At 55.7% G+C, this 23,518-nt stretch carries 22 protein-coding genes and 4 tRNA genes; 4 read left to right on the plus strand and 22 right to left on the minus strand.

Annotated features, from left to right (window positions below; all coding sequences use genetic code 11):
* Nucleotides 1-27: 27 nt before the first annotated feature.
* Nucleotides 28-1,437 carry a glutamyl-tRNA reductase gene (hemA, locus tag ACFSOY_RS03245; protein WP_386044086.1) on the minus strand — a complete coding sequence of 470 codons (1,410 nt, stop codon included), beginning with the start codon at nt 1,435-1,437 and terminating at the stop codon, nt 28-30.
* Nucleotides 1,438-1,666: 229 nt separating this feature from the next.
* On the opposite strand from hemA, the gene ACFSOY_RS03250 reads away from it, so the two are divergent.
* From ACFSOY_RS03250 to ACFSOY_RS03265, 4 genes are all read left to right on the plus strand, one after another.
* Entirely contained in the window at nt 1,667-2,680 is a 1,014-nt protein-coding gene (locus ACFSOY_RS03250) for an ABC transporter substrate-binding protein (RefSeq protein ID WP_386044087.1), read from the plus strand.
* Nucleotides 2,681-2,886: 206 nt separating this feature from the next.
* On the plus strand, nt 2,887-3,651 hold the full coding sequence (locus ACFSOY_RS03255; RefSeq protein WP_386044088.1) for an ABC transporter ATP-binding protein: 765 nt from the start codon (nt 2,887-2,889) through the stop codon (nt 3,649-3,651).
* Entirely contained in the window at nt 3,641-4,462 is an 822-nt protein-coding gene (locus ACFSOY_RS03260) for an ABC transporter permease (protein WP_386044089.1), read from the plus strand. Before ACFSOY_RS03255 ends, ACFSOY_RS03260 begins: the two co-directional genes overlap by 11 nt.
* A 103-nt stretch (nt 4,463-4,565) precedes the next feature.
* Entirely contained in the window at nt 4,566-5,477 is a 912-nt protein-coding gene (locus ACFSOY_RS03265; protein WP_386044090.1) for a DMT family transporter, read from the plus strand.
* Between the two features lie 25 nt (nt 5,478-5,502).
* Here ACFSOY_RS03265 and ACFSOY_RS03270 read toward each other — a convergent pair whose 3' ends face one another.
* From ACFSOY_RS03270 to ACFSOY_RS03370, 21 genes are all read right to left on the minus strand, one after another.
* A complete protein-coding gene (locus tag ACFSOY_RS03270; protein ID WP_386044091.1) occupies nt 5,503-6,426 on the minus strand; it encodes a DUF4097 family beta strand repeat-containing protein in 924 nt (307 codons plus the stop codon).
* A gap of 105 nt (nt 6,427-6,531) precedes the next feature.
* Nucleotides 6,532-7,143 carry a ribosome biogenesis GTP-binding protein YihA/YsxC gene (gene yihA / locus ACFSOY_RS03275; protein WP_386044092.1) on the minus strand — a complete coding sequence of 204 codons (612 nt, stop codon included), beginning with the start codon at nt 7,141-7,143 and terminating at the stop codon, nt 6,532-6,534.
* Nucleotides 7,140-9,461 (minus strand): endopeptidase La, encoded by a 2,322-nt coding sequence (gene lon / locus ACFSOY_RS03280; protein WP_386044093.1) that lies wholly within the window; start codon nt 9,459-9,461, stop codon nt 7,140-7,142. Before lon ends, yihA begins: the two co-directional genes overlap by 4 nt.
* A 178-nt stretch (nt 9,462-9,639) precedes the next feature.
* Complete coding sequence (gene lonB / locus ACFSOY_RS03285) at nt 9,640-11,334, minus strand: ATP-dependent protease LonB (protein ID WP_386044094.1); 1,695 nt, start codon at nt 11,332-11,334, stop codon at nt 9,640-9,642.
* Between the two features lie 139 nt (nt 11,335-11,473).
* Nucleotides 11,474-12,727 (minus strand): ATP-dependent protease ATP-binding subunit ClpX, encoded by a 1,254-nt coding sequence (gene clpX, locus ACFSOY_RS03290; protein WP_386044095.1) that lies wholly within the window; start codon nt 12,725-12,727, stop codon nt 11,474-11,476.
* Between the two features lie 142 nt (nt 12,728-12,869).
* Nucleotides 12,870-14,174, minus strand: a complete 1,305-nt coding sequence (gene tig, locus ACFSOY_RS03295; RefSeq protein ID WP_386044096.1) for a trigger factor — start codon at nt 14,172-14,174, stop codon at nt 12,870-12,872.
* 187 nt (nt 14,175-14,361) lie between these two features.
* Nucleotides 14,362-14,436: transfer RNA gene (locus ACFSOY_RS03300), tRNA-Gln, on the minus strand.
* A gap of 4 nt (nt 14,437-14,440) precedes the next feature.
* A tRNA-His gene (locus tag ACFSOY_RS03305) sits at nt 14,441-14,516 on the minus strand.
* Between the two features lie 9 nt (nt 14,517-14,525).
* Nucleotides 14,526-14,602: transfer RNA gene (locus ACFSOY_RS03310), tRNA-Arg, on the minus strand.
* 6 nt (nt 14,603-14,608) lie between these two features.
* Nucleotides 14,609-14,682 (minus strand) — tRNA-Gly (locus ACFSOY_RS03315).
* A 143-nt stretch (nt 14,683-14,825) separates the two neighbouring features.
* Complete coding sequence (locus ACFSOY_RS03320) at nt 14,826-15,374, minus strand: metallophosphoesterase family protein (RefSeq protein WP_386044097.1); 549 nt, start codon at nt 15,372-15,374, stop codon at nt 14,826-14,828.
* Complete coding sequence (locus ACFSOY_RS03325) at nt 15,367-15,975, minus strand: XTP/dITP diphosphatase (RefSeq protein WP_386044098.1); 609 nt, start codon at nt 15,973-15,975, stop codon at nt 15,367-15,369. Before ACFSOY_RS03325 ends, ACFSOY_RS03320 begins: the two co-directional genes overlap by 8 nt.
* A 39-nt stretch (nt 15,976-16,014) precedes the next feature.
* Nucleotides 16,015-16,773 (minus strand): ribonuclease PH, encoded by a 759-nt coding sequence (rph, locus tag ACFSOY_RS03330; protein WP_386044099.1) that lies wholly within the window; start codon nt 16,771-16,773, stop codon nt 16,015-16,017.
* Nucleotides 16,774-16,911: 138 nt separating this feature from the next.
* On the minus strand, nt 16,912-17,907 hold the full coding sequence (locus tag ACFSOY_RS03335; protein WP_386044100.1) for a GerMN domain-containing protein: 996 nt from the start codon (nt 17,905-17,907) through the stop codon (nt 16,912-16,914).
* An 84-nt stretch (nt 17,908-17,991) separates the two neighbouring features.
* Nucleotides 17,992-18,795 carry a glutamate racemase gene (racE, locus tag ACFSOY_RS03340; protein WP_386044101.1) on the minus strand — a complete coding sequence of 268 codons (804 nt, stop codon included), beginning with the start codon at nt 18,793-18,795 and terminating at the stop codon, nt 17,992-17,994.
* Nucleotides 18,796-18,893: 98 nt separating this feature from the next.
* Nucleotides 18,894-19,337, minus strand: coding sequence for a MarR family winged helix-turn-helix transcriptional regulator (locus tag ACFSOY_RS03345; protein WP_386044102.1), 444 nt, complete (start codon nt 19,335-19,337; stop codon nt 18,894-18,896).
* Between the two features lie 85 nt (nt 19,338-19,422).
* Nucleotides 19,423-19,794, minus strand: coding sequence for a VOC family protein (locus ACFSOY_RS03350; protein WP_386044103.1), 372 nt, complete (start codon nt 19,792-19,794; stop codon nt 19,423-19,425).
* A 364-nt stretch (nt 19,795-20,158) separates the two neighbouring features.
* Nucleotides 20,159-20,527: a carboxymuconolactone decarboxylase family protein gene (locus ACFSOY_RS03355; RefSeq protein ID WP_386044104.1), complete on the minus strand. Its 369-nt coding sequence runs from the start codon at nt 20,525-20,527 to the stop codon at nt 20,159-20,161.
* 31 nt (nt 20,528-20,558) lie between these two features.
* Complete coding sequence (locus ACFSOY_RS03360; RefSeq protein WP_386044105.1) at nt 20,559-20,966, minus strand: DUF4937 domain-containing protein; 408 nt, start codon at nt 20,964-20,966, stop codon at nt 20,559-20,561.
* 24 nt (nt 20,967-20,990) lie between these two features.
* The gene (locus ACFSOY_RS03365; RefSeq protein WP_386044106.1) at nt 20,991-22,253 is read right to left on the minus strand and encodes an MFS transporter; all 1,263 of its coding nucleotides are present in this window, start codon (nt 22,251-22,253) and stop codon (nt 20,991-20,993) included.
* A 154-nt stretch (nt 22,254-22,407) separates the two neighbouring features.
* Nucleotides 22,408-23,475, minus strand: coding sequence for a DUF6687 family protein (locus tag ACFSOY_RS03370; protein ID WP_386044107.1), 1,068 nt, complete (start codon nt 23,473-23,475; stop codon nt 22,408-22,410).
* Between the last annotated feature and the right edge of the window lie 43 nt (nt 23,476-23,518).

The raw sequence follows: 23,518 nt of genomic DNA on the forward strand, positions 1-23,518 counted from the left end.
CTCCTTCTTAGCAAGCTACCTCGCTGATCACGATCCTGATCGAGTGAGCAGAATGCGCGAGGCTCCCACCGCTGCTTCTTCCTGTCGAGTCTGTTCGATCTGCCTGGCAGCAGATGCGATCACCGCCGTCATCTGGCGCACTTCTGTCTGCACCCGCTCAGGCTCCTGCTGCTCCTCTTCCAAGCCGAAGATGCGCGAGAACGCTTCCAGATACAGATCGGCCTCTTGCTCTCCCGCCATCTCCTTGACCTGCTTGATCGGCTCGTGGATCAGCTGGTTGATCATCGCATTGGTCAACTTATTGACCGTGTGCAGCTCTTTCTCGGAGAGGTTGGGCACTTTGTTGACCAAGCTTTGCATCAGGCTGGACTGCGCTTCCATCGCCTTCTCCCGCAGCTTTTGAATCAGCGGAATCGCCTCTTGCTGGTTCAGCCACATCTTGAAAGCGCCAAGCTCTTCCCCGATGATCACGCCGACCTTTTCCGCCTCCTTCTGCCGCTCTTGGAGATTGACTGCGATCACGCCTTCCAGATCGTCAATATCGTAGAGAAACACGTTGTCAAGCTTGCCCATCTCCGGGTCGAGGTCGCGCGGAACGGCGATGTCGATCAGGAACAGCGGGCGATGGCGCCTTTGCTTCATCGTCGCCTGCACATGCTCTTTGGTCACCACATATCCTTCGGCGCCTGTGGAGGAGACGACGATGTCCGCTTCCTTCAAAGCGAGATCGAGAGAATTGAGATCGAGCGCCTTGCCCTCGAACTTGTCTGCCAGCTCCTTCGCTCGTTCGTAGGTGCGGTTGACGACGAGCACGCGGGTCGCCCCGTTTGCGTTCAGGTGTTTCGCCGTCAGCTCGCTCATCTTCCCAGCCCCGATCAGCAGGACCGTCTTCTGATCGAGCGATTCGAATATTTTCTTCGCCAGCTCCACCGCCGCGTACGACACGGAGACGGCGTTCTCACCGATCTTCGTCTCCGCATGCGCTCGCTTCGCCACCGTGACGGCGCGACGAAACAGATTGTTAAAGATCGGACCGGTCGCTTGCGCACCTTGGGCAAACAAAAACGCTTGGCGAACTTGTCCCAAAATTTGTGTCTCGCCAAGCACCATCGAGTCGAGCCCGGATGCCACTCTGAACAGATGGCGAACCGCCTCTCCTTCGCCAAACTGATACAGGTGGGGCAAGAACATCTGGCGCGACACGCCGGACATCTTGCTCAGAAATGTGAATATCTCATCCTGCCCGACCACCCGTTCTTCAACCACAGCATAGATTTCGGTGCGGTTGCACGTTGAGACCAGCACAACTTCGGAAATTCTTCCGCTGCGCTTCAAGCCTTCGATCGCTTCCCCGAGATCACCAGCCGGGAGGGCGAATCGCTCGCGTATCTCAACAGGAGCCGACCGATAGTTCAGCCCCACGACCATGATGTACATTCTCTCTCACTCCCTCATCTATCTCAAAAGCCGCATGCTTCGTACATTTGAGCCCCGTCCCATAATAAACATCCTCATTATATCACAGCTCTTCGCGAACTCGCGGAGGAAATATGACATCTTTTTGTCCCTTTCAACATCCTTCGCGCGATCGCCAAGACAGACACCTGTGCACCCGCCCAATCATAGACTGTCTATCAACTTCAACGCAGATGGAGGTATTCATTTGATGAGACGTTCGATTCAGATGGTGGCGCTCTCCACGATTGCCGCCTTGTTTGCACTGACCGCCTGCGCCCCGAGCGACAACAGCGCGAGCGAAGAGAAGTTGACACAGGTGCGCGTGTCAGAAGTCATCCGCTCGATCTTTTATGCGCCGCAATATGTGGCGATCGAGCAGGGATATTTCAAAAGCGAAGGCCTCGACATCCAGCTGGACACCGCTTGGGGTGGCGACAAAGCGATGACGCGGCTGTTGGCCGATCAGGCGGACATCGCCCTGATCGGTGCGGAGACGACCGTCTATGTGGGCCAGCAAGGCGCGTCCGACAAGGTGGTCAACTTCGCACAGGTCACGCAGCGCGATGGCTCCTTTCTCGTCGCTCGCAACAAGATCGACAACTGGGATTGGTCGATGCTCAAAGGGAAATCGCTGGTCGGGTCGCGCAAAGGCTCGATGCCCGAGATGGTGTCAGAATACGTGCTGAAGCAAAATGGGGTCACGCCTTTTTCCGATGTGAACATCATTCAAAACATCACGTTTGACAACCAAGCGACCGCCTTCGCCTCCGGAACGGGCGATTTTTTGCAAGCGTTCGAGCCGAGCGGTGCGATCTTGGAACAGGCAGGGCAGGGGTATGTGGTCGCCTCTTTCGGGCAGGACTCTGGAAAGCTGCCCTATACGGTGTTCATGGCTAAAGCCAGCACGATCAAGTCTGAGCCTACAACCATCCAGAAATTCACAAATGCGGTGCAAAAGGCACAAAACTTTATCCATTCATCAACTCCCGAAGAGGTGGCAAAAGTGATCCAGCCCTATTTTGAGGGAGTGGAATCGAAAGTCCTCACCGCGGTGATCAAACGCTATCAGGATGGTGATGCTTGGGCGAAAGATGCGGTGATCGACCAGGAGGAGTTCAGCAACATGTTGGCGATCATGAAAGAGGCGGGCGAACTGAATGCGGATGTGAGCTATCAGGATCTGGTCAACACCGAATTTGCAGAAAAGGCGAAGCGGCAGTGAAGCTCGATCGGCCGCGCTCCACCTGTGTGAGCAGGAGCTGATGAGCGAGTATCGAGTTCGATCGCCCAGCACAGAGCCGTATCTCATAAAAAAGAGCCTCTTCAGCTTCGAAGAGGCTATCAAGAAAAGGAGAGGAGAAATATGGGTTTCCTCCCTATCTTCTCCGTTTGCGCACCGTTTATACATCATCGGAGGTGAAAATCGAAGTGGTCGCCATCTCGCTTGAACAGATTTCTCACAAGTATTTGACCGACTCTGGTGAAACGACGGCGCTTACAGACATCTCTTTCACGATCGAACAAGGGGAGTTTGTCGGGCTCGTCGGCCCCAGCGGGTGTGGCAAAAGCACGATTCTCTCGCTGATCGCTGGGCTGCTCTTCCCTTCTGCTGGCAAGGTCACCCTCTTCGGTGAAGCGGTCGTGCGCCCCACCCATCAGCTCGGGTACATGTTTCAACAAGATTATCTGCTGCCTTGGCGAACGATCGAGCAGAACGTTTTGCTCGGCCTTGAGATCACCGGCAGGCTGAGCCAAGCGAAGCGCGAGCGGGCGCTTCGCTTGCTCGACGAGATGGGCCTGCTGGGGACTGCCGATCGGTATCCCCATCAGCTCTCCGGTGGAATGCGCCAGCGCGCAGCACTCGTGCGCACGTTGGCGTCAGAACCGCAGGTCGTCCTGCTCGATGAACCTTTCTCGGCGCTCGATTACCAGATCAAGCTCCAGTTGGAGGCGCTGATCGCCCAAACGCTCAGCTCGCATCGACTGACCGGATTGCTCGTCACGCACGACCTCGGCGAAGCGATCGCGATGTGCGATCGAATCATCGTGATGGCCGGAAGACCGGGGCGCATCCTGCGCATCCTGCGCGTGCCCGACACCATTCGCGCGCTCTCGCCGCTGGAAGCGCGCGAATCTGCCGAATTTCATGGACTTTTCCGCCAAGTCTGGAGGGACTTTCAGGATGAAGCATAACCTGTTGACCCGCGGTGCAAAATCGCCAGACCATGCGCAGTTCCTGCGCAAAAAGCGATTGCGCTCAGTCGGAATCCTCACCGCCCAACTGCTGATCGCCGTCGCCTTCCTGCTGCTCTGGGAAATCGGAGCGAGAGAGGGCGTTATCAACTCCTTTCTCTTCTCCCAGCCTTCGAAGATCGGCGAGCAGTTGATCAGCATGCTCGCGAGCGGAACGCTGTTGCCCCACATGTGGATCACCATCTGGGAGACGATCGTCGGTTTCCTGCTCGGGACGGCAGCTGGCACGCTGCTGGCGATCCTGATCTGGGCCTCGCCGGTGCTCGGTCGCATTCTCGATCCGTACATCGTCCTCTTCAACGCGATGCCGAAAGTTGCGCTCGGCCCGATCTTCATCGTCGCGTTCGGCCAAGGGTTTCTCTCGATCGTGATGATGGCGGTGGCCATCTCGGTCGTGGTCACCACCATCGTCGTCTACACATCGTTTCGCGATGTGGATGCCAACATGATCAAGCTCGTTCAAACGTTTGGCGGCAACAAATGGCACGTGTTTCAAAAGGTCGTTTTTCCCGCCGCCTTGCCGACGATCCTCTCCACGCTGAAAGTGAATGTCGGGCTCTCCTTCGTCGGGGTGATCGTCGGGGAGTTTCTCGTCGCCAAAGCGGGCTTGGGCTACCTGATCATCTATGGCTTCCAAGTGTTCAACCTGACGCTCGTCATGCTCGCCCTGTTTCTGATCCTGTTCGTCTCCGCGCTGATGTATCATGCGGTCGCCTTCTTGGAGCGCCGCCTGCTCAACTGGCGCAACTGAGCGACCGGTTGGCTATTGACTGTCTCTCGCGTTCTATGGAAGAATGATTCTGTATCTTTGCAGGATCATTCTTTCATTTTCCCAGCTTGGAGGCACAGCATCGATGAGAAGAACCTGGTTGGCCGACCTCGTGTTGCTCGGAGTGACATTTTCATGGGGGGCCACTTTTGTCATGGTCAAGGAAGCGGTGGACAAAATGCCGCCCTTCACCTTCCTTGGCGTTCGATTTTTGATTGCAGCACTGATCTTAGGTCTGTTGATGATCCTCTTTTTCCGCAATGCCCTATCGAGCATGAACAAGCAGATCTGGTTGGTCGGCAGCGGCATCGGGCTGCTGCTCTTTGCCGGCTACGCGTTCCAAACGTTCGGATTGATTTACACCACTCCCTCAAACGCCGGATTTCTCACCGGGCTGTCGGTGGTGATCGTACCATTGTTCGCCTTATGGATCTTAGGTCAGCGCATCAAGCGCAACGCGATCTATGGCGTGATCCTGGCGGCGATCGGCTTGGCGATGCTGACCTTGAACGGCTTTCAGATCAACATTGGCGACGCGCTCGTCTTCATCTGCGCGATCTGCTATGCGCTGCACATCACCTATGTCGGCAAATATACGAGCGGATTTCATGCGCTGCCGTTCGCCTTCGTCCAGATCCTCTCCTGCGGCATCTTCAACATGATCGGCGCTCTGCTGTTCGAAGATGTATCCGCCTCCATGTCCAGCGAGGTTCTGCTCGACTACTCGGTGCTCTCCGCGCTGATCATCTGTTCGGTCATCGCGACCGCTTTCGCCTTCGTGGCACAAAATCAGGTTCAGAAGTTCACCACGCCCGCTCGCACGGCGTTGATCTTCGCGACAGAGCCCGTCTTTGCGGCTGCGACAGGCTATCTGTGGGCGGGGGACCGGCTGACTGCGATCCAAGTGATCGGTTGTCTGTTAATCCTCGGCGGCATGCTGATCGCCGAGCTCGGGGGAAAAAAGAAGCGATCGAAAAAAGAAACCTCTTACGCCTAGTGGCGGCAAGAGGTTTCTTTGCGCTTTATTTCGATTTGACCAGCGAGATCGAGCCGGTGTTGGTCGACAGCGTCACCTGACCTGTGCTCCCATCACCGATCTGCCCTTGAACCGATTTGCTCGGTCCGAGACGGCGCTCGTTGAGCGAGAACTCCGAGTCGAGCGCTCCCACGTTCGTCTTCGCATCGACCTTGAGGTTCTCTTTCTCCGACAGAGCCAACTTCAGCGCGCCCACATTTGAGGTCACCTCGATCGCTTTGACCTCTTTTCCACCTTGGATCGAGATCGCCCCCGTGTTGTTTTTCACATGGAGCGTGCCCTTAAAACCGTCGATGTCGATCTTCGCCACGTTCGCGATCACAGTCAGGTCGCTCTGCAAGCCAGAGGTTGTGATATCACCAACTTTTGTGTCTAACTCGATGGCGATCGCTGGCGGCACGACCAACTCATAGTCGACGCGAAACTGTTTGAGCAACGAGTCGGACAGATAGCGACCCGATTGCACGAGCATCGTCGCCTCTCCCGCTTCATGCACATCGATCGTCACCTGCTTCAGCCGCTCCTGCGCTTCTTGTCGCGGCTCATTCGTGTTGAGCTTTTTGGTGTACTTTAACGTGGCCTGTTTCGCGTTGGCATCGGCAGTCACTTTGATCTGACCGACATTGTTCTCCAGCTTGATCTTCTTGATCTGCTCAAGCTCGATCGTCTGCGACCCCATCTCGATCACCAGATTCCCATCGCTAAATCCTTCTGCCAACTTCTCCATGCTCGCTCCGAAGCGATCCATCTCCTCACCGAATCGCTCCATGTTGCTCCCGATTCGCTCGACGCCAGCCTCCACTTTTGCTGCCACAAGTTCATCGAGATGAATCATTTTGCTGACAGATGATGTGAGCATGACCAGTCCGAAAACGATCAGTGCGTAGCCCCAACTTTTATGCAATCTCATCGATCGATCACTCCTCCGCGAAACTTCTTCTGCCCTTATAGACGATCATTGCGGAGCATACCCTTCATCAACTTTCACTCCATCGACAAAAAACCCTCCGAACGATTATTCGGAGGGTGCGATGATTTCTTCTACGCCAACATACTTGGCGATCAGATCCCAGACTTCCTGCTTGCCCAGCCCAGTCTCTGCGGAGGTGAGGATGATCGGCGTGCCAGGCAATACGCCCAGCGTCTGCCGAATGATCTTCACATGCTTTTGATACTGCCCACGGGCAACCTTGTCCGCCTTGGTCACGATGATCGCATGCGGGCGCGCATAGTGGGCCAAATACTGGTACATCTCCACATCCTCTTTAGAGGGAGCGTGGCGAATATCGACCAGTTGCATGACCAGCTTTAAGTTTTCCCGCTTGTCGAGATAGGTGCCGATCATCTTGCCCCATTGCGCCTTGACATCCTTCGGCACCCGCGCAAAGCCATAACCAGGCAGATCGACAAAGTAGAAATCCTCGTTGAGCAGGTAATAGTTCAGCTGCTGCGTCTTGCCCGGCGTTCCTGACGTGCGAGCAAGGCCGCGACGGTTGAGCAGGCGGTTGATCAAGGATGACTTTCCGACGTTTGAGCGACCTGCCAGCGCAACTTCGGGCAGGTCGCCTTCCGGATACTGCTCCGGTTTCACGGCGGAGATGATAAACTTCGCATCTCTGATAATCATATCGGTCGTACCAGCGCTTCCTTCAACACTTGATCGATCCGTTCCACCAGCACGATCTGCAGCTCTTCACGAACGCTTTCCGGGATGTCTTCAATATCCTTTTTGTTCTCGATCGGGAGCAGCACCTTTTTGATCCCCGCGCGATGCGCCGCCATGCATTTCTCCTTGACGCCGCCGATCGGCAACACGTGGCCGCGCAGGGTGATCTCGCCTGTCATCGCCACTTCGCGCGAGACGGGAACGCCTGTCAGCTGCGAGATGAGCGCGGTGCACATCGAGATGCCGGCAGACGGTCCATCTTTCGGGATCGCGCCTTCGGGAATGTGCAGGTGAATGTCCGTTTTCTCCAAGAAATCAGGGTCTACGCCGAGCGCATCCGAACGGGAGCGGATGTAGGAGAACGCAGCCTGCGCCGACTCTTTCATCACATCGCCCAGCTGTCCGGTCAAGGTCAATTTGCCCTTGCCGGCATAAGTGGTCGCCTCGATCACCAGCGTCTCACCGCCGACTGCCGTCCAAGCGAGCCCAGTCACCACACCGATCTGATCCTCTTTCTCAGCAAGACCGTGGCGGAAGCGCGCGCCTCCGAGGTAGTCGGGCAGGTTTTCAGGTGTGATCTGCACATGCTCCACTTCGCCTGCCACGATCTTTTTCGCCGCTTTGCGGCACAGGGAAGCCAGTTGACGCTCCAAGCTCCGAACGCCCGCCTCGCGGGTATACCCGCGAATGATCTCGTAGATCGTCTCATCGACAATCTCCACCTGCTCAGGCTGTAGACCGTGGTTTTCCAGCTGTTTCTTCAGCAGATGGTCTTTTGCGATATGCAGTTTCTCCACTTCGGTGTAGCCGGACAGGTTGATCACTTCCATCCGGTCCATCAGCGGTTGAGGTATGTTGTGCAACACGTTGGCGGTGGTGATAAACATCACTTTGGACAGGTCATACGGAATTTCTATGTAATGGTCGCTAAACGTGTTGTTCTGTTCCGGGTCGAGCACTTCCAGCAGTGCGGACGAAGGGTCGCCGCGAAAGTCGGACGTCATCTTGTCGATCTCGTCGAGCAGGAACAGCGGGTTGACTTCGCCTGCCGACTTCATGCCCTGGATCACACGGCCTGGCATCGCGCCAACATATGTTCTTCTGTGCCCGCGGATCTCCGCTTCATCGCGCACGCCGCCCAGCGAAACGCGGACAAACTTGCGGTTGAGCGCTTTGGCGATCGAGCGTGCCAGCGAGGTTTTCCCCACGCCGGGCGGCCCTGCGAGGCAGAGGATCGGCCCTTTGAGCTTTTTGACCAGCTTTTGCACGGCGAGATATTCGAGGATGCGCTCCTTGACCTTCTCCAAGCCGTGATGCTCTTCATCGAGCACTTGCTCCGCTTTGAGGATGTCGATCTCTTCGACGCTTTCCTCCGTCCACGGCACAGCCAACAGCCAGTCGATATAGGTGCGAATCACGCTGCCTTCCGCCGAGGAGGTCGGCATCTTCTCCAAGCGGTCGATCTCTTTCTCCACTTTCTCTCGCACATCTTCTGGAAGGTTTTTCTTCGCAGCCAACTCGCGAAGCTCTTCCGCCTCGCCACCGCGACCTTCCTTGTCGCCAAGCTCCTTTTGAATCGCCTTCATCTGTTCGCGCAGGTAGTATTCCTTCTGCGTCTTCTCCATCTGTTTGCGCACGCGCTGGTTGATCTTGCGCTCAAGCTCCAGCACTTCTCGCTCATCAGAAAGGATTTTCAACAAGCGCTCCAAACGCTCTTTCACATCGACCGCTTCCAGAATCTCCTGCTTGTCGGTGATCTTCAGCGTCAGGTGCGAAGCGATCGCATCGGCCAGTCGCCCTGGCTCATCGATGTCTGTCACAGCAGCCAACGTCTCCTGCGTGATCTTCTTCGAAACTTTGATATATTGTTCGAACTGATGGAGTACGGCGCGCATCAGCGCTTCTGCCTCCGAATCGTACTCGGTCGGCTCCGGCAGTTCCTCCACTTCTACAACATAACATTCTTCGCGCTCCACATAGCTTGCAATCGAGGCGCGATGCAATCCCTCGACGATGACGCGCATCGTGCCGTTGGGCAGTTTGAGCATTTGCTTGACCTTGGCGACCGTACCCACTTCAAACAGGTCATCCGGTTCCGGGTCGTCAATCTGGGTCTCTACTTGCGATACGAGGAGGATCAGGTTTTCGCCTACCATCGCCCGTTCCACCGCTTTGACCGAAACTTCGCGCCCGACGTCAAAGTGCATGACCATGGTGGGATAGACAATTAGTCCGCGCAGCGGCAGCAACGGGAGCGTGCGCTTCGTGCTGATTCCCATCGTGTTCACCTCCATCACTTAAAAAGAAAAAAAGTACCTGCTTCTGCTAGTATGCCAATTGTACCGTATGGCATGTTGTTTGTCTAATCTTGACCTTAAAATGAAATTCCGTCCATTGAAACAGGCAAAGGCGGGGAGCCTCTCTCCCCCCGCCAAGCTGCTTTGTATTTTATGACAGTCACTTCGACATGTTGACAGTGGGTACGGGAAGCAGGTTGGACGGAGCTTGTGCTGGTGCCAGACTCTTCTCCGACACCTCCTCCATCAGCGCCAGATCGATCACCTGTTCGATGCGCTCGACAGGGATGATCTCGATTCCTTCGGCCGACTTGAAGATATCTTGCCAGTTGTCCTTCGGAATCACCACTCTTGTGGCGCCTGCCTGCTTGGCCGCCTCCACCTTGGCGATGACCCCGCCGATCGGCTTGACAAACCCTCTGATCGACACCTCCCCGGTCATCGCCACGCGGTTGTCGACCGGAGTTCCCTTGATCGCAGAATAGATGGCGGTCGCCATCGTGATCCCAGCAGACGGCCCATCGACCGGAATCCCGCCTGGGAAATTGACGTGCAGATCGTAATCGAGCGGGTCGACCTGCATCGTGCGGCGCAACACGGTCATCACGTTTTCGACCGACCCTTTCGCCATCGACTTGCGGCGCGTGCTTCTGGCCCCGCCGTTTGTCTGTTCCTCTTCGACGACACCCGTGATGTTCAGCGTGCCCTTGCCCGTCTCTGTCGCTTTGGTCGCCGTCACCTCGATCTCAAGCAGCATGCCCTGATTGGGACCATAGACGGCAAGGCCGTTGACAAATCCGACCTGCGGCAAATCTGGCACGCGCTTTTCCGGACGCGGCGAGATCTGGGAGCAGTTGATCACCCATTCCACATCGGCTGTGGTGATCACCATTCTCGACTCCCCGATCGCAATGCCTGCCGCCGTCTGCACCACATTGACCGCCTCTCGTCCGTTGGTCGCATATTTGGCGATCGTCTGCACAGCACCCGCTTCCATCTCGAACATGATCTTGCTGGCCGCAGTGGCGACGATCGACTTGATCTCCTCCTGCTTGAGCGCGCGGAAGAATATCTCCACACAGCGCGACCGAATCGCCGGCGGAAGTTCATCTGCCGAACGGGTGGTGGCACCGATCATCCGAAAGTCTGCCGGCAGACCGTTTTGAAAAATATCGTGAATGTGACCGGGGATCTGGTTGTCGTCTGCAGAATAATAGGCGCTCTCCAAAAACACTTTTCGATCTTCCAGCACTTTTAACAGCTTGTTCAGTTGAATCGGATGCAGCTCGCCGATCTCATCGATGAACAGCATCCCGCCGTGCGCTTTGGTCACAGCACCTGGCTTGGGCTGAGGAATTCCCGCCATGCCCATCGCGCCCGCCCCCTGATAGATCGGATCGTGCACCGAGCCGATCAACGGGTCGGCGATCCCCCGCTCATCAAAGCGAGCGGTGGTCGCATCGAGTTCAATAAACTTGGCATTTTCACCGAACGGAGAGATCTTGTTCTTTTTCGCTTCTTCAAGCACGAGGCGCGCAGCTGCCGTCTTGCCGACACCTGGCGGGCCATAGATGATCACATGTTGCGGGTTGGGGCCGCAAAGCGCAGCCCGCAGCGCTTTGATGCCATCTTCCTGCCCGACGATCTCTTGGAACGCTGCCGGGCGCGTCTTTTCGGCCAACGGTTCGGTCAGCGCAATCGCCCGCAGCTTGCGGAGTTTCTCCAGCTCTCGTTTCGACTCGCTTTCGATGGCGGAACGGTTGTTTTGTTGGGCTTTCAACTGGTTCCAAAAATAGAGCCCGATGACGACAGCAAAAAAGACTTGCACGAGACTCAAGATCATTGTGAAACTCATCGGATCGCGATACCTCCTCTTCCTTTCACGCGCCTTTGCATTGAAATTAGTATGTCCTCCGGGAAGCCAAGTAAAACCTATCTTGGCACGAAAAAGAACCGACCCCAGAAAGGAGTCGGTTCTCATCTTGCCAACAGGCTTATGCAGTCTCTTCTTGCTTCGATTTTCCGTCTTCGGTGATCAAAGTCGGCGTCTTGCCTTCGGTGATCGCCTCTTGGGTGATCACACATTTGACCACATCTTCGCGAGCAGGCAGATCGAACATCACATCGAGCATCGTCGATTCGATGATCGCTCGCAACCCCCGAGCACCGGTCTTGCGCTTGATCGCCTCTTTAGCGATCTCTTCCAGCGCCTCTTCGGTGAACTCAAGCTCCACATTGTCCATCTGGAGCAAGCGGTTGTACTGCTTGACGATCGCGTTTTTCGGCTCGGTCAAAATGCGTTTTAGCGCTTCGACATCGAGCGGCTCCAGCGCAGTCAGCACCGGCAGACGACCGACAAACTCGGGGATCAGCCCGTAGCGCTGCAGGTCTTCCGGCATCAGCTTGGCAAGAACAAACTCTTGCTCTTCCTTCTTCTGACCTTCCTTGCCGAATCCGATCACCTTTTCACCCATCCGGCGCTTGATGATCTGTTCCATGCCATCGAACGCACCGCCGCAGATAAACATGATGTCCTTCGTATCGATCTGGATGAACTCCTGATGCGGATGTTTGCGGCCGCCTTGCGGTGGCACGCTTGCGGTCGTACCTTCCAGGATCTTCAGCAGCGCTTGCTGAACGCCTTCACCCGATACATCGCGCGTGATCGAAGGGTTCTCCGACTTGCGAGCGATCTTGTCGATCTCGTCGATATAGATGATGCCCTTTTGCGCCTTCTCCACATCGTAGTCGGCCGCCTGAATCAGACGAAGCAACACGTTCTCCACATCTTCGCCCACATAACCAGCCTCGGTCAGCGAGGTCGCATCGGCGATCGCGAACGGAACGTTCAGAATCCGCGCCAACGTCTGGGCGAGCAGCGTCTTCCCGCTGCCGGTCGGACCGATCAGCAGGATGTTCGACTTGGAAAGCTCGACATCTTCCGCCTTCGATTGGGTGTTGATGCGCTTGTAGTGGTTGTAGACCGCCACAGCCAGCGCCTTTTTCGCCTGATCCTGACCGATTACATATTGGTCGAGAATCTCCCGAATCTCAGTCGGCTTCGGGATGTCTTTCATCTCAAACTCTTCTTCTTCGCCAAGCTCCTCTTCGACGATCTCGTTGCACAGCTCGATGCATTCGTCACAAATATAGACACCTGGTCCAGCGACCAGTTTGCGCACTTGGTCTTGAGTCTTGCCGCAGAACGAACATTTCAACTGCCCTTTGTCATCATTGAACTTGAACATCGTAGCCCTCCCTTACATAAAGTGCCCGCGACAACCTGCCAACTGCAAAAATCGACTCGCATTATGTATTTTGGAAAAACAAGGCACCTTTTGCAAAGTGCCTTGTCTCCCCTGAACATATTGGAACTCTGTTATGTGAGAACTACTCTACTTTTGCAGACTCGACGAGAACTGCAATCGTTTTGCGAGTTTTGATGTCGTTGTGCAGGTTGGACAGACCCGGATCACGCGCTTCCAAGATCTCTTTCACGCGCTCAACTTCCATTTTCGCAGAAGTTGCGATTTTCTCCAGCTCTGTATTGATTTCGCCTTCGGTCGCTTCGATTCCTTCCGCAGCGGTGACCGCTTCCAGAACCAGACCTGTGCGGACACGGTTGACCGCTTGACCGCGGAACTCATCCTTCAAGCTTTCCACGGAAGAGCCGGTGAACTGAACGTACGCGTCAAACGGGATGCCTTGCTGTTGCAGGCGCTGTTTGAAGTCGTCCATCAGGAACTCGATCTCGTTGTCGATCATCGCTTCCGGAATTTCGATGGTCGCGTTTTCGACAGCTTGCGAGATCACCGATTCCTCGATGTAGACCTTCTCGTCGTTCACCGCTTTTTCTTTCAGCTTATTCTCGATGTCTGCCTTCAATTCATCGAGGGTGTTAAACTCGGAGATATCCTTGACGAACTCATCATCGAGCGCCGGCAGTTGCTTGCGCTTGATCTCGTTCAAGGTGACCTTGAAGACAGCCGGCTGACCAGCCAGCGTCGCAACGTGGTACTGCTCCGGGAAGTTGACGTTGATCTCCTTCTCTTCGCCTTTCTTCACGCCGACGATCTGCTCTTCAAAGCCCGGGATGAAGGTGTTGGAGCCGATCTCCAACTGGTAGTTGTCCGCTTCGCCGCCTTCGAACGCTTCGCCGTTGACGAAGCCTTTGAAGTCGATGATGACGAGATCGCCGTTCTCAACAGCAACCCCATCCTCTGCGACCACGATGTCAGCGTGCGAGCCTTGCAGGTTTTTCAGCTCTGCATCGACCGCATCTGCGCTGACGGTGAAGTCTTTCTTCTCGACAGCCAGACCTTTGTAAGCGCCCAGTTCAACTTCCGGCTTGACGGTGACGGTCGCCTTGATCACAGCAGACTCACCTTTGCCAAATTGAACGATATCGATCTCCGGACGATCGACCGGAACGAGGTTCGCCTCTTGAACAGCCGCTGTGTACGCTTCCGGTAACAGGATGTCCAGCGCGTCTTGATATAATACCTCTACGCCAAAGCGGTTTTCGAAGATCGAACGCGGCACTTTGCCTTTGCGGAACCCTGGCACGGAGACGGTTTTCACCGCTTTTTGGAACGCTTTGTCAAGTGCGGAGTTGACCTCTTCCACGCCCACTTCAAATTCGAGAACGCCAACGTTCTTCTCTATTTTTTCCCATTTTTTAACTTCTACTGCCATCTGAAAATCCTCCCTTGAATCACCGATGCGAAAAACGCTGCCTTTGTATGTAGTACTGTGGCTTGTCCACGCATGTTTCCTATGTAGACTGATAGACCACCACATTATATCACAAATGGAGATAAGTTCAAATACAAAAACACCCTCGTCTTCGCGACGAGGGCATCCATTTTCAGGAATATGGTATTGGCTGGGGAGGAAGGGATCGAACCTTCGCATGACGGAGTCAAAGTCCGTTGCCTTACCGCTTGGCGACTCCCCAATCTTGGGGCGACCGATGGGAATCGAACCCACGAGTGCCAGAGCCACAATCTGGTGCGTTAACCACTTCGCCACGGCCGCCATAAAAGATGGCGTCCCAGGAGGGATTCGAACCCCCGACCGACCGCTTAGAAGGCGGTTGCTCTATCCAACTGAGCTACTGAGACATCGTTTGGAGCGGGTGATGGGAATCGAACCCACGCGACCAGCTTGGAAGGCTGGAGTTCTACCATTGAACTACACCCGCATGATGAAGATGATACACTTGCGTTGCAACGAGAGTTAGTATACAACAAGACGAATCGCTACGTCAACTCTCAAAATGCGGGAAACTGAAAGTGAATCGACCGTCGCCTCCCCTGAGCGCGACGGTCGATCGATGGCGGCAGATCATGACGAAAAGGTGTGCTGAAGCGCAAAGCTTGCGATCTGATGTCCGTCCAACGCGTAGAAAGAAAAGTCGGCGCGCGTCCGCCCTTCCTCGCGCTCAAGCTGCAAGAGCGCGTAGGTGCACACAGTAAATCCGCGTGGGGTGGACAGGCTCCCCGGGTTGAGAAAGACCCGATCCGCTTCGACGAACAGCGTTGGCGTGTGCGTGTGCCCGAAGACGGTCAGCTGCGCACTCTGCTCGATCGCCCGATAGACCAGCGAAAGCGGCGTGCTTTTCACCTGGACCGTATGACCGTGCAGGAGCAGCGTTTTGACGCCGAGCAGATCGATCGTCTTTTCTTCCTCCTCGCAGCCTATTGGATCGCAATTCCCACAGACGGCGATCGCAGGGTCGTACTTCTGCCCGCTCACATCTTGCGCATGATCGCCTGCGTGCAGGAGCAGATCGTAGCCGCCGATCCGCTCGGTGACCTGCTCGATCGCGCGATCGATTCGCTCGGTGCGCCCATGCGTGTCGGAGATGATCAGCACCCGCAGGCGATCACTCATCGCCCGCTTCCATCTTCAACATCTCGATCATGCTGCGCAGCGCGTTCGCCCGATGCGAGAGGCTGTTCTTCTCGGCGAGCGAGATCTCCGCCAGCGTCCGGTTTCTGTCAGCCAGCAAAAACAGCGGATCATAGCCGAACCCTTCTGTCCCGCGCTCGGCAAACAGAATGCTCCCTTCCACCGTGCCGAAGGAGACGAGCGTCTCTCGTCCCGGACGAGCGAGTGCGATCGAGGAGATGAAACGAGCCCCGCGGCTCTCCTCGCCGACATTCGCCAGCTCCGCGAGCAGCTTTTGGTTGTTTTGCTCATCGCTCGCATCTTCGCCTGCGAAGCGCGCCGAATAAACCCCTGGCCGACCGCCGAGCGCATCGACCTCCAAGCCGGAGTCGTCCGCAAGCGCCGGCATGTTGTAATGCTTGGCGATCTCCTCCGCCTTTTTGATCGCGTTTCCAGCAAACGTGTCCCGGTCCTCCACGACGTCTGGCGCCCCTTGCGGCACCGCCTCAACATCCCAGCCGAGCTCGGCGAAAAAATGTTGAAACTCCTTCACCTTGCCTTGGTTTTTCGTGGCAAGCCACAGTTTTGTTCGAATCTCTCCCATGATGATCCTCCGCCTACGCTTCCTATGTAATCTCGTCTCCTATGCGTTTTGCATCGCGCTTTGCGCGATTCGATTGGCAATCTCCGCGCCCAAGACCTCTTTTTGTAGCGCGATCCACTTCTCGGTGCCAACCTTGCCGAGCGAAAGCATCTGGTTGAGCTCATCGCCGGAGAAAGTAGCCTCTTCTCCCGTCCCCTGCAGCTCGACAAAGCGACCCGCGCCGGTCATGACGATGTTCATGTCCACCTTCGCCTTCGAATCCTCTTCGTAGTTCAGATCGAGCACAGGCTGGTCACCGACGATGCCGACTGAGACGGCCGCCAAAAAATCGGTGATCGGCAGCTGTTGGAGCGAACCTTTTTTCACCTGCTCGTTGAGCGCATCAGCCAGTGCGACAAACGCGCCGGTGATCGATGCGGTGCGAGTGCCTCCGTCCGCTTGAATCACGTCGCAGTCCAGCCAGAGCGTCTTCTCCCCGAGCGCCTTCAGATCGACGACCGCTCGCAGCGACCGACCGATCAATCGCTGAATTTCCATCGTGCGGCCACCAACTTTGCCGCGCGACGACTCGCGCTGGTTGCGCGTGCCGGTCGAGCGGGGCAACATTCCATATTCGGCTGTGATCCAACCGGTGCCAGAGTTGCGCAAAAAGGGTGGCACCTTGTCCTCGACCGTCGCCGTGCAGATCACTTTTGTATCCCCGACCGAGATCAAAACTGACCCTTCTGCATGCTTAATATAGTTTCGCACAATCGTAATCGGGCGGGTTTCGTTCGATTGACGTCCATCCACTCGCATCTTTTAAAGACCTCCCCTTGTTCCCATAAGCTACTCTGATAGGATAACCTTAAACTGGCGATTCCACTACCCCAAACTTTTACAGAGAAAAACCAACGGAACAGCCCTCCATCCCGTTGGTCGCTCTCATGCGCCGTGCTACATCTGGTGCTCGTTGATCGTCGGCGGAACTGACACCGGCTTGCTCAAGTCGAGACCGCCACCGGTTGCTGGCGCTTTTTCCCCGACGGTGAACATCACTTTTTCCACGCCAGCGTTTGCCGAAAGCGACAGCACGATCGAGTTGATCACATGCACCGCATCTGCTCCCTCTTTGATCAGTCCCTGTGAAAATTCGAGGTTGGCCACCCGATCGGCAATGCTTGATTTGGCGAGCTTCAAGTCGGGGGAGAGCAGCGGTTCCAGCCCCGCGTTGTTCGGGCCTTTGGCCAGTTCTGCCACCGTCAGCTCCACCCGGTTTTGATCCTTGATCTGCGGGACCATCCGGGTCACCGGCACGAGATAGGAGAACTTCGCGTCGTTGCTCTTGCCGAGGAAATACAAGGTGACCGCAGTCGATTGGCTCGGCGAGACGTTTGACGTCACCTGCAGGTTGATCCCGTTGGCGCGCGAGATCGGCTCGCCGACCGGCGTCCCGTTCTTTAACGTCGGTTGGACATGACCGTCGATCATCAGCTGCACCTTCTTGATCCCATCCAGACCGGTCAAGCTCCAGACGATCCCATCGACCATGCGCTGCTCCGCTAAAGCTGAGTCAAAACTGTTCGCCTGCTTGGTCAGATCGACCTTCGCCACCCCGTCGTTGATCGAGATGCCTCTGATCTCCGTACCTTTCGGAAGCACATTTTGAAAGCCAGAGCTGACCAGTGATGCGTCGCCCGACCCGCCTGTGATCATCTGCTTTAAAGTTCCAAGCGCGATCTGATCTGTTTTCTCAATCTTCACCTGCAAGGGAACGACAAATCCGTTCTGATCTGCTACATAGACTGTCGTCGGCATCACGTTTGCCGTCTGTTCACCTTGGCTTGCCCCGTTTGCCCCCTCCGAGCTCGACGTCGTCTTCGGCGAACATCCTGATGCCAGAGCAATCGACACCGCGAGGACACCGACTAACGCCAGTTTGCCTTTGCGCATGTTTCCCCTGTCCTCCTCCACATCGTTTCATGTTACATGTATACGAGCCCGTGGAGGAGTTATGCTTGTGTTTTGTCCAACCGCTCAATCGTCCAACTTGATTCCGGCCACCTCGATGCTTCGCTTCAACCAGCGCGAACCGACTTCGCAGAAATAGTCAGGGTTGCCCGTCGTGTAAAAGCGGTGCGACGGATGCGGGTTCTGTTCATTGAGCATCTGTTTGACCTGCAGGATCGCGCTCGCTTCACGCGCCGTCTCCTCGGCGGAGGAGATCAGCGTAATCCCCTCCCCCATCACCTCGCCGATCACCGGAGCGAGCAGCGGATAATGGGTGCAGCCGAGGATCAGCGTATCGATCTGCTCTTCGCGAATGGGAGCGAGATAATCCCTGACCAAAAGCCTCGCTTCTGCCGAGTCGGTGCGATCCTCTTCCACCAGCTGGACAAATGGCGGACAGGATCGATTGACCACGTGCAGCTGCGGGTTGATGCGATGGATCTCCCGGCGGTACGAGTCGCTGCGAATCGTCACCTCCGTCCCGATCACACCGATCCGCCCCCGCTGCGTGGCAAAGATCGCAGCGCGGCTTCCAGGCGTGATGACGCCGAGCACAGGGATGTTGTACCGGCTCTTCGCCGCTTCAAGCCCGGCAGCGGTCGCCGTGTTGCAGGCGATGATGATCATTTTCACATCTTGTTCAGCCAAAAAATCCATGATCTGAAACAGGTAGCGCTTCACTTCCTGCGGCTCGCGCGATCCGTAGGGACAGCGGAGGTTATCCCCGACATAGACGATATCTTCCTGCGGCAGTTGCCGAAACACTTCGGACACTACCGTCAGGCCACCAAATCCAGAATCGAGCAAGCCGATCGGTCGTTTTGAAGACATGAAGACTCTTCCTTTCTTTCCCTTCGTACAGTGCGACCAGAAAAGAAAAAGCGCTCTCCAGTCAGAAACTTCCTCTGGAAAACGCTAGGCTTTTATGGTCAATCGCTGATATGAGTATAGATTTCCTTCAGCGAAGCGACGAGCGGTTGCAGATCTTCTACTTGCACAAATTGTAGCGCTTTGCCCACATGTTCACGGCGCTTCACCAATACGCGCTCGATCAGATCGCGACCTTTCTCCATCATATGCAGGCGAACGACGCGACGGTCACTCTTGTCACGTACTCGTTCTACCAGTTGATTGCGCTCCATTCGGTCCACAAGGTCGGTCGTCGTGCTGTATGCCAAATAAAGTTTGGAACTGAGTTCGCCGATCGTCAGGTCGCCGAATTCGTGCAGATAGATCAGCGCATCAAACTGCGGCGGCGTGATGTTAAAATCGGACAAAGTCTCGCGTCCTCTGCGTCGAACCTCTTTCGAAATCATGCGCAGAACAAGCTCGATCTCTTCGACAAGATCGGCATGAATTATTGGCTTAGTCATCTATCAGAGCCTCCTGTGGATACTACTGCCCAACCATTCTACCATAGTTGAAGTTGAAAAAAAACCCTGCGCATTAGCACAAGGTTTAAGAATCGAAGTGACAAACTCCTAAAATGTGACCGTCCGGGTCGCGAAACTCAAACCACTCGACATTCTCGTCGCGCTGAATCGGATCGACATCTACCCCGCCAGCTGTCAGACTTTCGTGCGCTCGCTGCAGGTCAGCTGCAAACAGGTTGAAGACGCAGTGACCAGAAGTTCGCACTTCCACCCCTTTTGCGGCGCGAGCGAGGGTGAGCGGCGTCTCCCCGCTTCCGATGTCGAGCGCCGTATATCCAGCCTCCTCCATCTGCCAGCGCACTTGAAAGCCCAAGTGTTTCACATACCAGTCGGTCGAGCGCTCAAGGTTGCTGACCGTGAGAAAGATCGTATCGATCCTCGCAAACAGTTGTGGCATCTGTTGTTCCTCCGCTTCTCTCGTTTCGGTTCCACTCCGCCCCGCAGATATTCAACATCATCAGCTGAAGCGTTTTTGAAACCGAATCTTTTGTATTTTCACACCATTTTATCCTGCCCATCGACCAGCGTCAAACCTTCCCTTCGGCTCACGCTTCGCTCCCACCGCGCAACGACCCACCGGCCACGAGCGGTCTCCGAAAAAAGGTCGATCAAAGCCTCCAAAACGACCAAAAGAGCGCAGATGAGCCTCCATGAGGTCTGCGCTCTTTTCGCTTTGCTGACGTTTGGCAAAACGGCGTTTCCCGCCCCTGCGCACGCTCGACCAAACGATCATCGAGCTGTGGGAAGACCGTTTGCGCGAATCAGTGTTCAGGTCGGTGATACACATCGAGCACATCTTGCACCAGCGTGACGCCTTGCGACATCGCAGCACCTCCACCAAAGGCGCCGCAGACGCCGATCGTCTCCAACACTTCCTGCTCAGAAGCGCCGGTGGCGAGCGCTGCGTGCGCATGATACATGATGCAATATTCATCCTGCGCACAGATCGCAATGCCGAGCGCGATCAGATGCTTGCTGCTTTCGGAGAGCGCCCCCTCGTGAAAACAGGCGGCTGTGAACTCCAAGTACCTCTCGCCAACATCGGGAAGCTTTTCGCTAAAATCGGCCAGCCCGCGCTTGTACTCGCGGATCGAATCTACAATATAAGAGCTGTACTCCTGTTCATTCATCGATCGCTCACCCTTTCCTCAGATGTCCAGGTTAGTGTGAGCCAAGCTCGATCAAGCTATCCCACCTCGCAACACCGCTCTGAACTGTCCAGCGAGGTTCGTAGCTCAATTCTGAACACCAGCGCAGAAGACGTGCGGCGACCTGCTGATCTGGCACCTCCTCCAGCGTGACGGAGATCTTCGCATAGGTGCCCGCCTGCCGATTGCGATTGACAGCGGTGATCGCATCGTGCGTCCGCTCCATAAAGGCTCGATACGACTCCTGATCGCGCCAGAGGCCAGCGAGGTGCGCTTGCCATCCCTGCTGCTCTTTCTTCCATCCTCCGACCTGCCCGCAAAACCCGTCGACGCCACGCAAGCTCCTCCACCCTTCCTGCGCTTGAGAAAAAGCGGGCCGCATGTCGGGCTCGACCGAGCAGGTGATCCATTTGACGATCATGATATCCCTCCGTTTGCAACATATCTAAGAGGAGGCAGTATGCTCTTTTCCTTTCGCCGCCCCGCCCGTCTTCGGAACGACCAGCATGGCGACCAAACTGATGAACACCGTCCCTGTCCCGGCGATGAGAAAGACGCCGCCAGTTCCCCACCATTCGGCGATCATCGCACCGATCGCCGGCGCGAGAAACATGGACAGGTTTTGAATCGCGTTTGCCGTACCCGTTACACGCCCGATGATGCCAGATGGCGTTTCTTTTTGCAGCACATAACCGTACGGCACGGACGAGCCTGCCCCGATCGCGCCGACCAAGAAAAACAAGGTGGTCCAGAGGATGACGTTGGGTGGCACCCATCCGAATGAACCAAAGCTGAGCAGGATGACTCCCAGCCCGCTGATCGAGGCTGTGATCGACATCATCTGGATCGGCTTGGCGCTCCAGAAGCTCCATTGACCCACCACCACCGTGCCGATGACGGTGCCAAGTCCAACCGCGCCGAGGAAGATGCCGAAATACTCCTCGCCCATCCCGATATCTTTCCCCCAGAGCACGAGCAACCCATCATAGAGAAAGATCAGAAAAAAGCGGACCGCCATCAGGACGATCGCAGTTGCCAAAATGCGATTCTGCCCGATATAGCGCAACCCTTGCTTAAATTGTTGCCAAAATTTAGACTCGTCCGCCATGCCCTCCTCCACATATGTTTCGACCTTCATCTTCGGCAAGCGCGAGATAAAATAGATCGAGAAAAGGAAGAGCGCCGCTTCGAGCAGGAAGACGAGCGAGGGCGACGAGACAGCGATGATCACCCCGCCCAACACCGGCGCGGCAACTTTAGTTACGTTTAAAGACAGTTGCGAAAGCGAGCTGGCCTGCAACAGCACCGCTTCTGGCACCAATGTACGGATCGCCCCTTGACGCGCTGGATCGAACAGGGCGGACAGTGCTTCCTTCAGAAAGACCAGAGGAAGCAGCACGTACAGATTGGGCGCTACGACAAAGCCGAGCACGACGAGCATGCGCAGCAGATCGCAAGCGATCATCATCCCTTTGCGCGGCAGGCGATCGACCCAGACGGAGGCAAAAGGTCCTACGACGACCCAGGGCAAGCCGATCACGATCGTGAGCAAGGCGAGTTCAACAGCGCCTTTGCCCCACGTATAGGCGACCAGCACGGACAAGGCGAGCAAGTCCAACCAAGTACCGAGATCAGAAAAGAGCTGTCCGTAAAACAGCATGCGATACGGGCGATGTTGAAGAGGTGAAAAGATCGATGTACGACTCATATGTACCTCCTGATCTGGCGAAAAAATCTTGCTAACACCTTCAGATTTCTCTAAGAATAAACGCTTTACCGATTATAAGTCAATAAATTTCGAATTTTATTTTACTATTTCCTTAATAAAGAACCCGCACTCTTAGCGTGCGGGTGCCCTTGATTTAAAATACGCTTCGCAACAGATTGAGCACCGCCTCAGGTGGGAGTGACGACATGACCGGCTCCCCCTGCTCATCTTGAAAGGAGAGCACGATGGGAAACTTGCGCCCCTTGATCGTCGAGAAGGGGGAAAGCTCTGTGACCAACGTCCAAGTTCCTTCGCTTTGCTCCTGCTCTTGAAGTTGCACAACGGCAGATTCAAGCGCTGCATACCCGTAGTAGTAGCCGTTCGTGCTCCCGCGAAACGTAAAGCCTGGTGCGCGCCATCTCCGCTCCGTATCTGCCCACATGTAGCCGGGATACCAAAGGTCGTAATACGTGCCGCCGCTGCTTTGCGCCGAGACGAGGTGTACGGCCTCCGGATCGAATTTGCACCTCACCTGCGGAAGCAACCACATCGTGTCGCCGATCGCCTCATTAAAGTCGGGAACGCAGAGCGCTTTCTGCAGATCGCGCTCGACCAGCTCTGCCCCCAGCGCGTAGTGCACCAGCCGCTCGGAGACGACTTCCCGCTTGATCTCGCCCGATTCCACCCGCCGAAGCGAAGCTTCGAATCGCCGAATGCCCTCCTCAACCTCCGATGCTGTTTCCGGGTGCTCGATCAGTTGGAACACCTTTTCAAAACAGCGCTCGTAGATCGTCCCAATATCTTCTTGCTCCGCTTCCAAGCGATCCATGCACAGCGTCAACCCTTGAAACAAGATCTGTGCGGGCCTTTCCCCATAGCCAGCGAAATCACCCATCTCCGCCGCCTTGATCAGCGTATCGCGATGTTTCAGCGCAAATTGTGCGTGTACGAGCGAAAAGACGGACAGCACTCCGTCAACATCGAGATGATTGTTGATCGCCAAATCCCAACCGTCTGTCGAGCGTTCCGCCACAAAGTTTAAGCAGATTTCCGTCGAAGTATCTGCCCGATATTCGATCGGGGTACGATTGGGAATCCAGTGGCTCAGCTCCAGATCGATCCCTTCCCGAAACGTCTTGTCTGCCGAACCGTCGGCAAAGATCGTCCGCCTGCTCGACGGTCGTCCCGCTTTGCTCCCGATAATAAAAAAGTTTGGAATCATCCGAAATCTCCTCCCTCAACATCCTTCCCACTTAGTATATATT

The organism is Tumebacillus lipolyticus (assembly GCF_042682745.1).
Taxonomy (GTDB): domain Bacteria; phylum Bacillota; class Bacilli; order Tumebacillales; family Tumebacillaceae; genus Tumebacillus_A; species Tumebacillus_A lipolyticus.

Excerpts from the sequence above, each read along its gene's own strand:
- ACFSOY_RS03250 (WP_386044087.1), top strand. The coding sequence starts at position 1,667 with ATGAGACGTTCGATTCAGATGGTGGCGCTCTCCACGATTGCCGCCTTG.
- ACFSOY_RS03345 (WP_386044102.1), bottom strand. The coding sequence starts at position 19,337 with ATGACTAAGCCAATAATTCATGCCGATCTTGTCGAAGAGATCGAGCTT.
- ACFSOY_RS03355 (WP_386044104.1), bottom strand. The coding sequence starts at position 20,527 with ATGAATGAACAGGAGTACAGCTCTTATATTGTAGATTCGATCCGCGAG.
- ACFSOY_RS03350 (WP_386044103.1), bottom strand. The coding sequence starts at position 19,794 with ATGCCACAACTGTTTGCGAGGATCGATACGATCTTTCTCACGGTCAGC.
- tig (WP_386044096.1), bottom strand. The coding sequence starts at position 14,174 with ATGGCAGTAGAAGTTAAAAAATGGGAAAAAATAGAGAAGAACGTTGGC.
- rph (WP_386044099.1), bottom strand. The coding sequence starts at position 16,773 with ATGCGAGTGGATGGACGTCAATCGAACGAAACCCGCCCGATTACGATT.
- ACFSOY_RS03260 (WP_386044089.1), top strand. The coding sequence starts at position 3,641 with ATGAAGCATAACCTGTTGACCCGCGGTGCAAAATCGCCAGACCATGCG.
- ACFSOY_RS03365 (WP_386044106.1), bottom strand. The coding sequence starts at position 22,253 with ATGAGTCGTACATCGATCTTTTCACCTCTTCAACATCGCCCGTATCGC.
- ACFSOY_RS03360 (WP_386044105.1), bottom strand. The coding sequence starts at position 20,966 with ATGATCGTCAAATGGATCACCTGCTCGGTCGAGCCCGACATGCGGCCC.
- racE (WP_386044101.1), bottom strand. The coding sequence starts at position 18,795 with ATGTCTTCAAAACGACCGATCGGCTTGCTCGATTCTGGATTTGGTGGC.
- ACFSOY_RS03265 (WP_386044090.1), top strand. The coding sequence starts at position 4,566 with ATGAGAAGAACCTGGTTGGCCGACCTCGTGTTGCTCGGAGTGACATTT.
- ACFSOY_RS03325 (WP_386044098.1), bottom strand. The coding sequence starts at position 15,975 with ATGGGAGAGATTCGAACAAAACTGTGGCTTGCCACGAAAAACCAAGGC.
- lon (WP_386044093.1), bottom strand. The coding sequence starts at position 9,461 with ATGGGAATCAGCACGAAGCGCACGCTCCCGTTGCTGCCGCTGCGCGGA.
- ACFSOY_RS03320 (WP_386044097.1), bottom strand. The coding sequence starts at position 15,374 with ATGAGTGATCGCCTGCGGGTGCTGATCATCTCCGACACGCATGGGCGC.
- ACFSOY_RS03270 (WP_386044091.1), bottom strand. The coding sequence starts at position 6,426 with ATGAGATTGCATAAAAGTTGGGGCTACGCACTGATCGTTTTCGGACTG.
- ACFSOY_RS03335 (WP_386044100.1), bottom strand. The coding sequence starts at position 17,907 with ATGCGCAAAGGCAAACTGGCGTTAGTCGGTGTCCTCGCGGTGTCGATT.
- clpX (WP_386044095.1), bottom strand. The coding sequence starts at position 12,727 with ATGTTCAAGTTCAATGATGACAAAGGGCAGTTGAAATGTTCGTTCTGC.
- yihA (WP_386044092.1), bottom strand. The coding sequence starts at position 7,143 with ATGATTATCAGAGATGCGAAGTTTATCATCTCCGCCGTGAAACCGGAG.
- ACFSOY_RS03370 (WP_386044107.1), bottom strand. The coding sequence starts at position 23,475 with ATGATTCCAAACTTTTTTATTATCGGGAGCAAAGCGGGACGACCGTCG.
- lonB (WP_386044094.1), bottom strand. The coding sequence starts at position 11,334 with ATGAGTTTCACAATGATCTTGAGTCTCGTGCAAGTCTTTTTTGCTGTC.
- hemA (WP_386044086.1), bottom strand. The coding sequence starts at position 1,437 with ATGTACATCATGGTCGTGGGGCTGAACTATCGGTCGGCTCCTGTTGAG.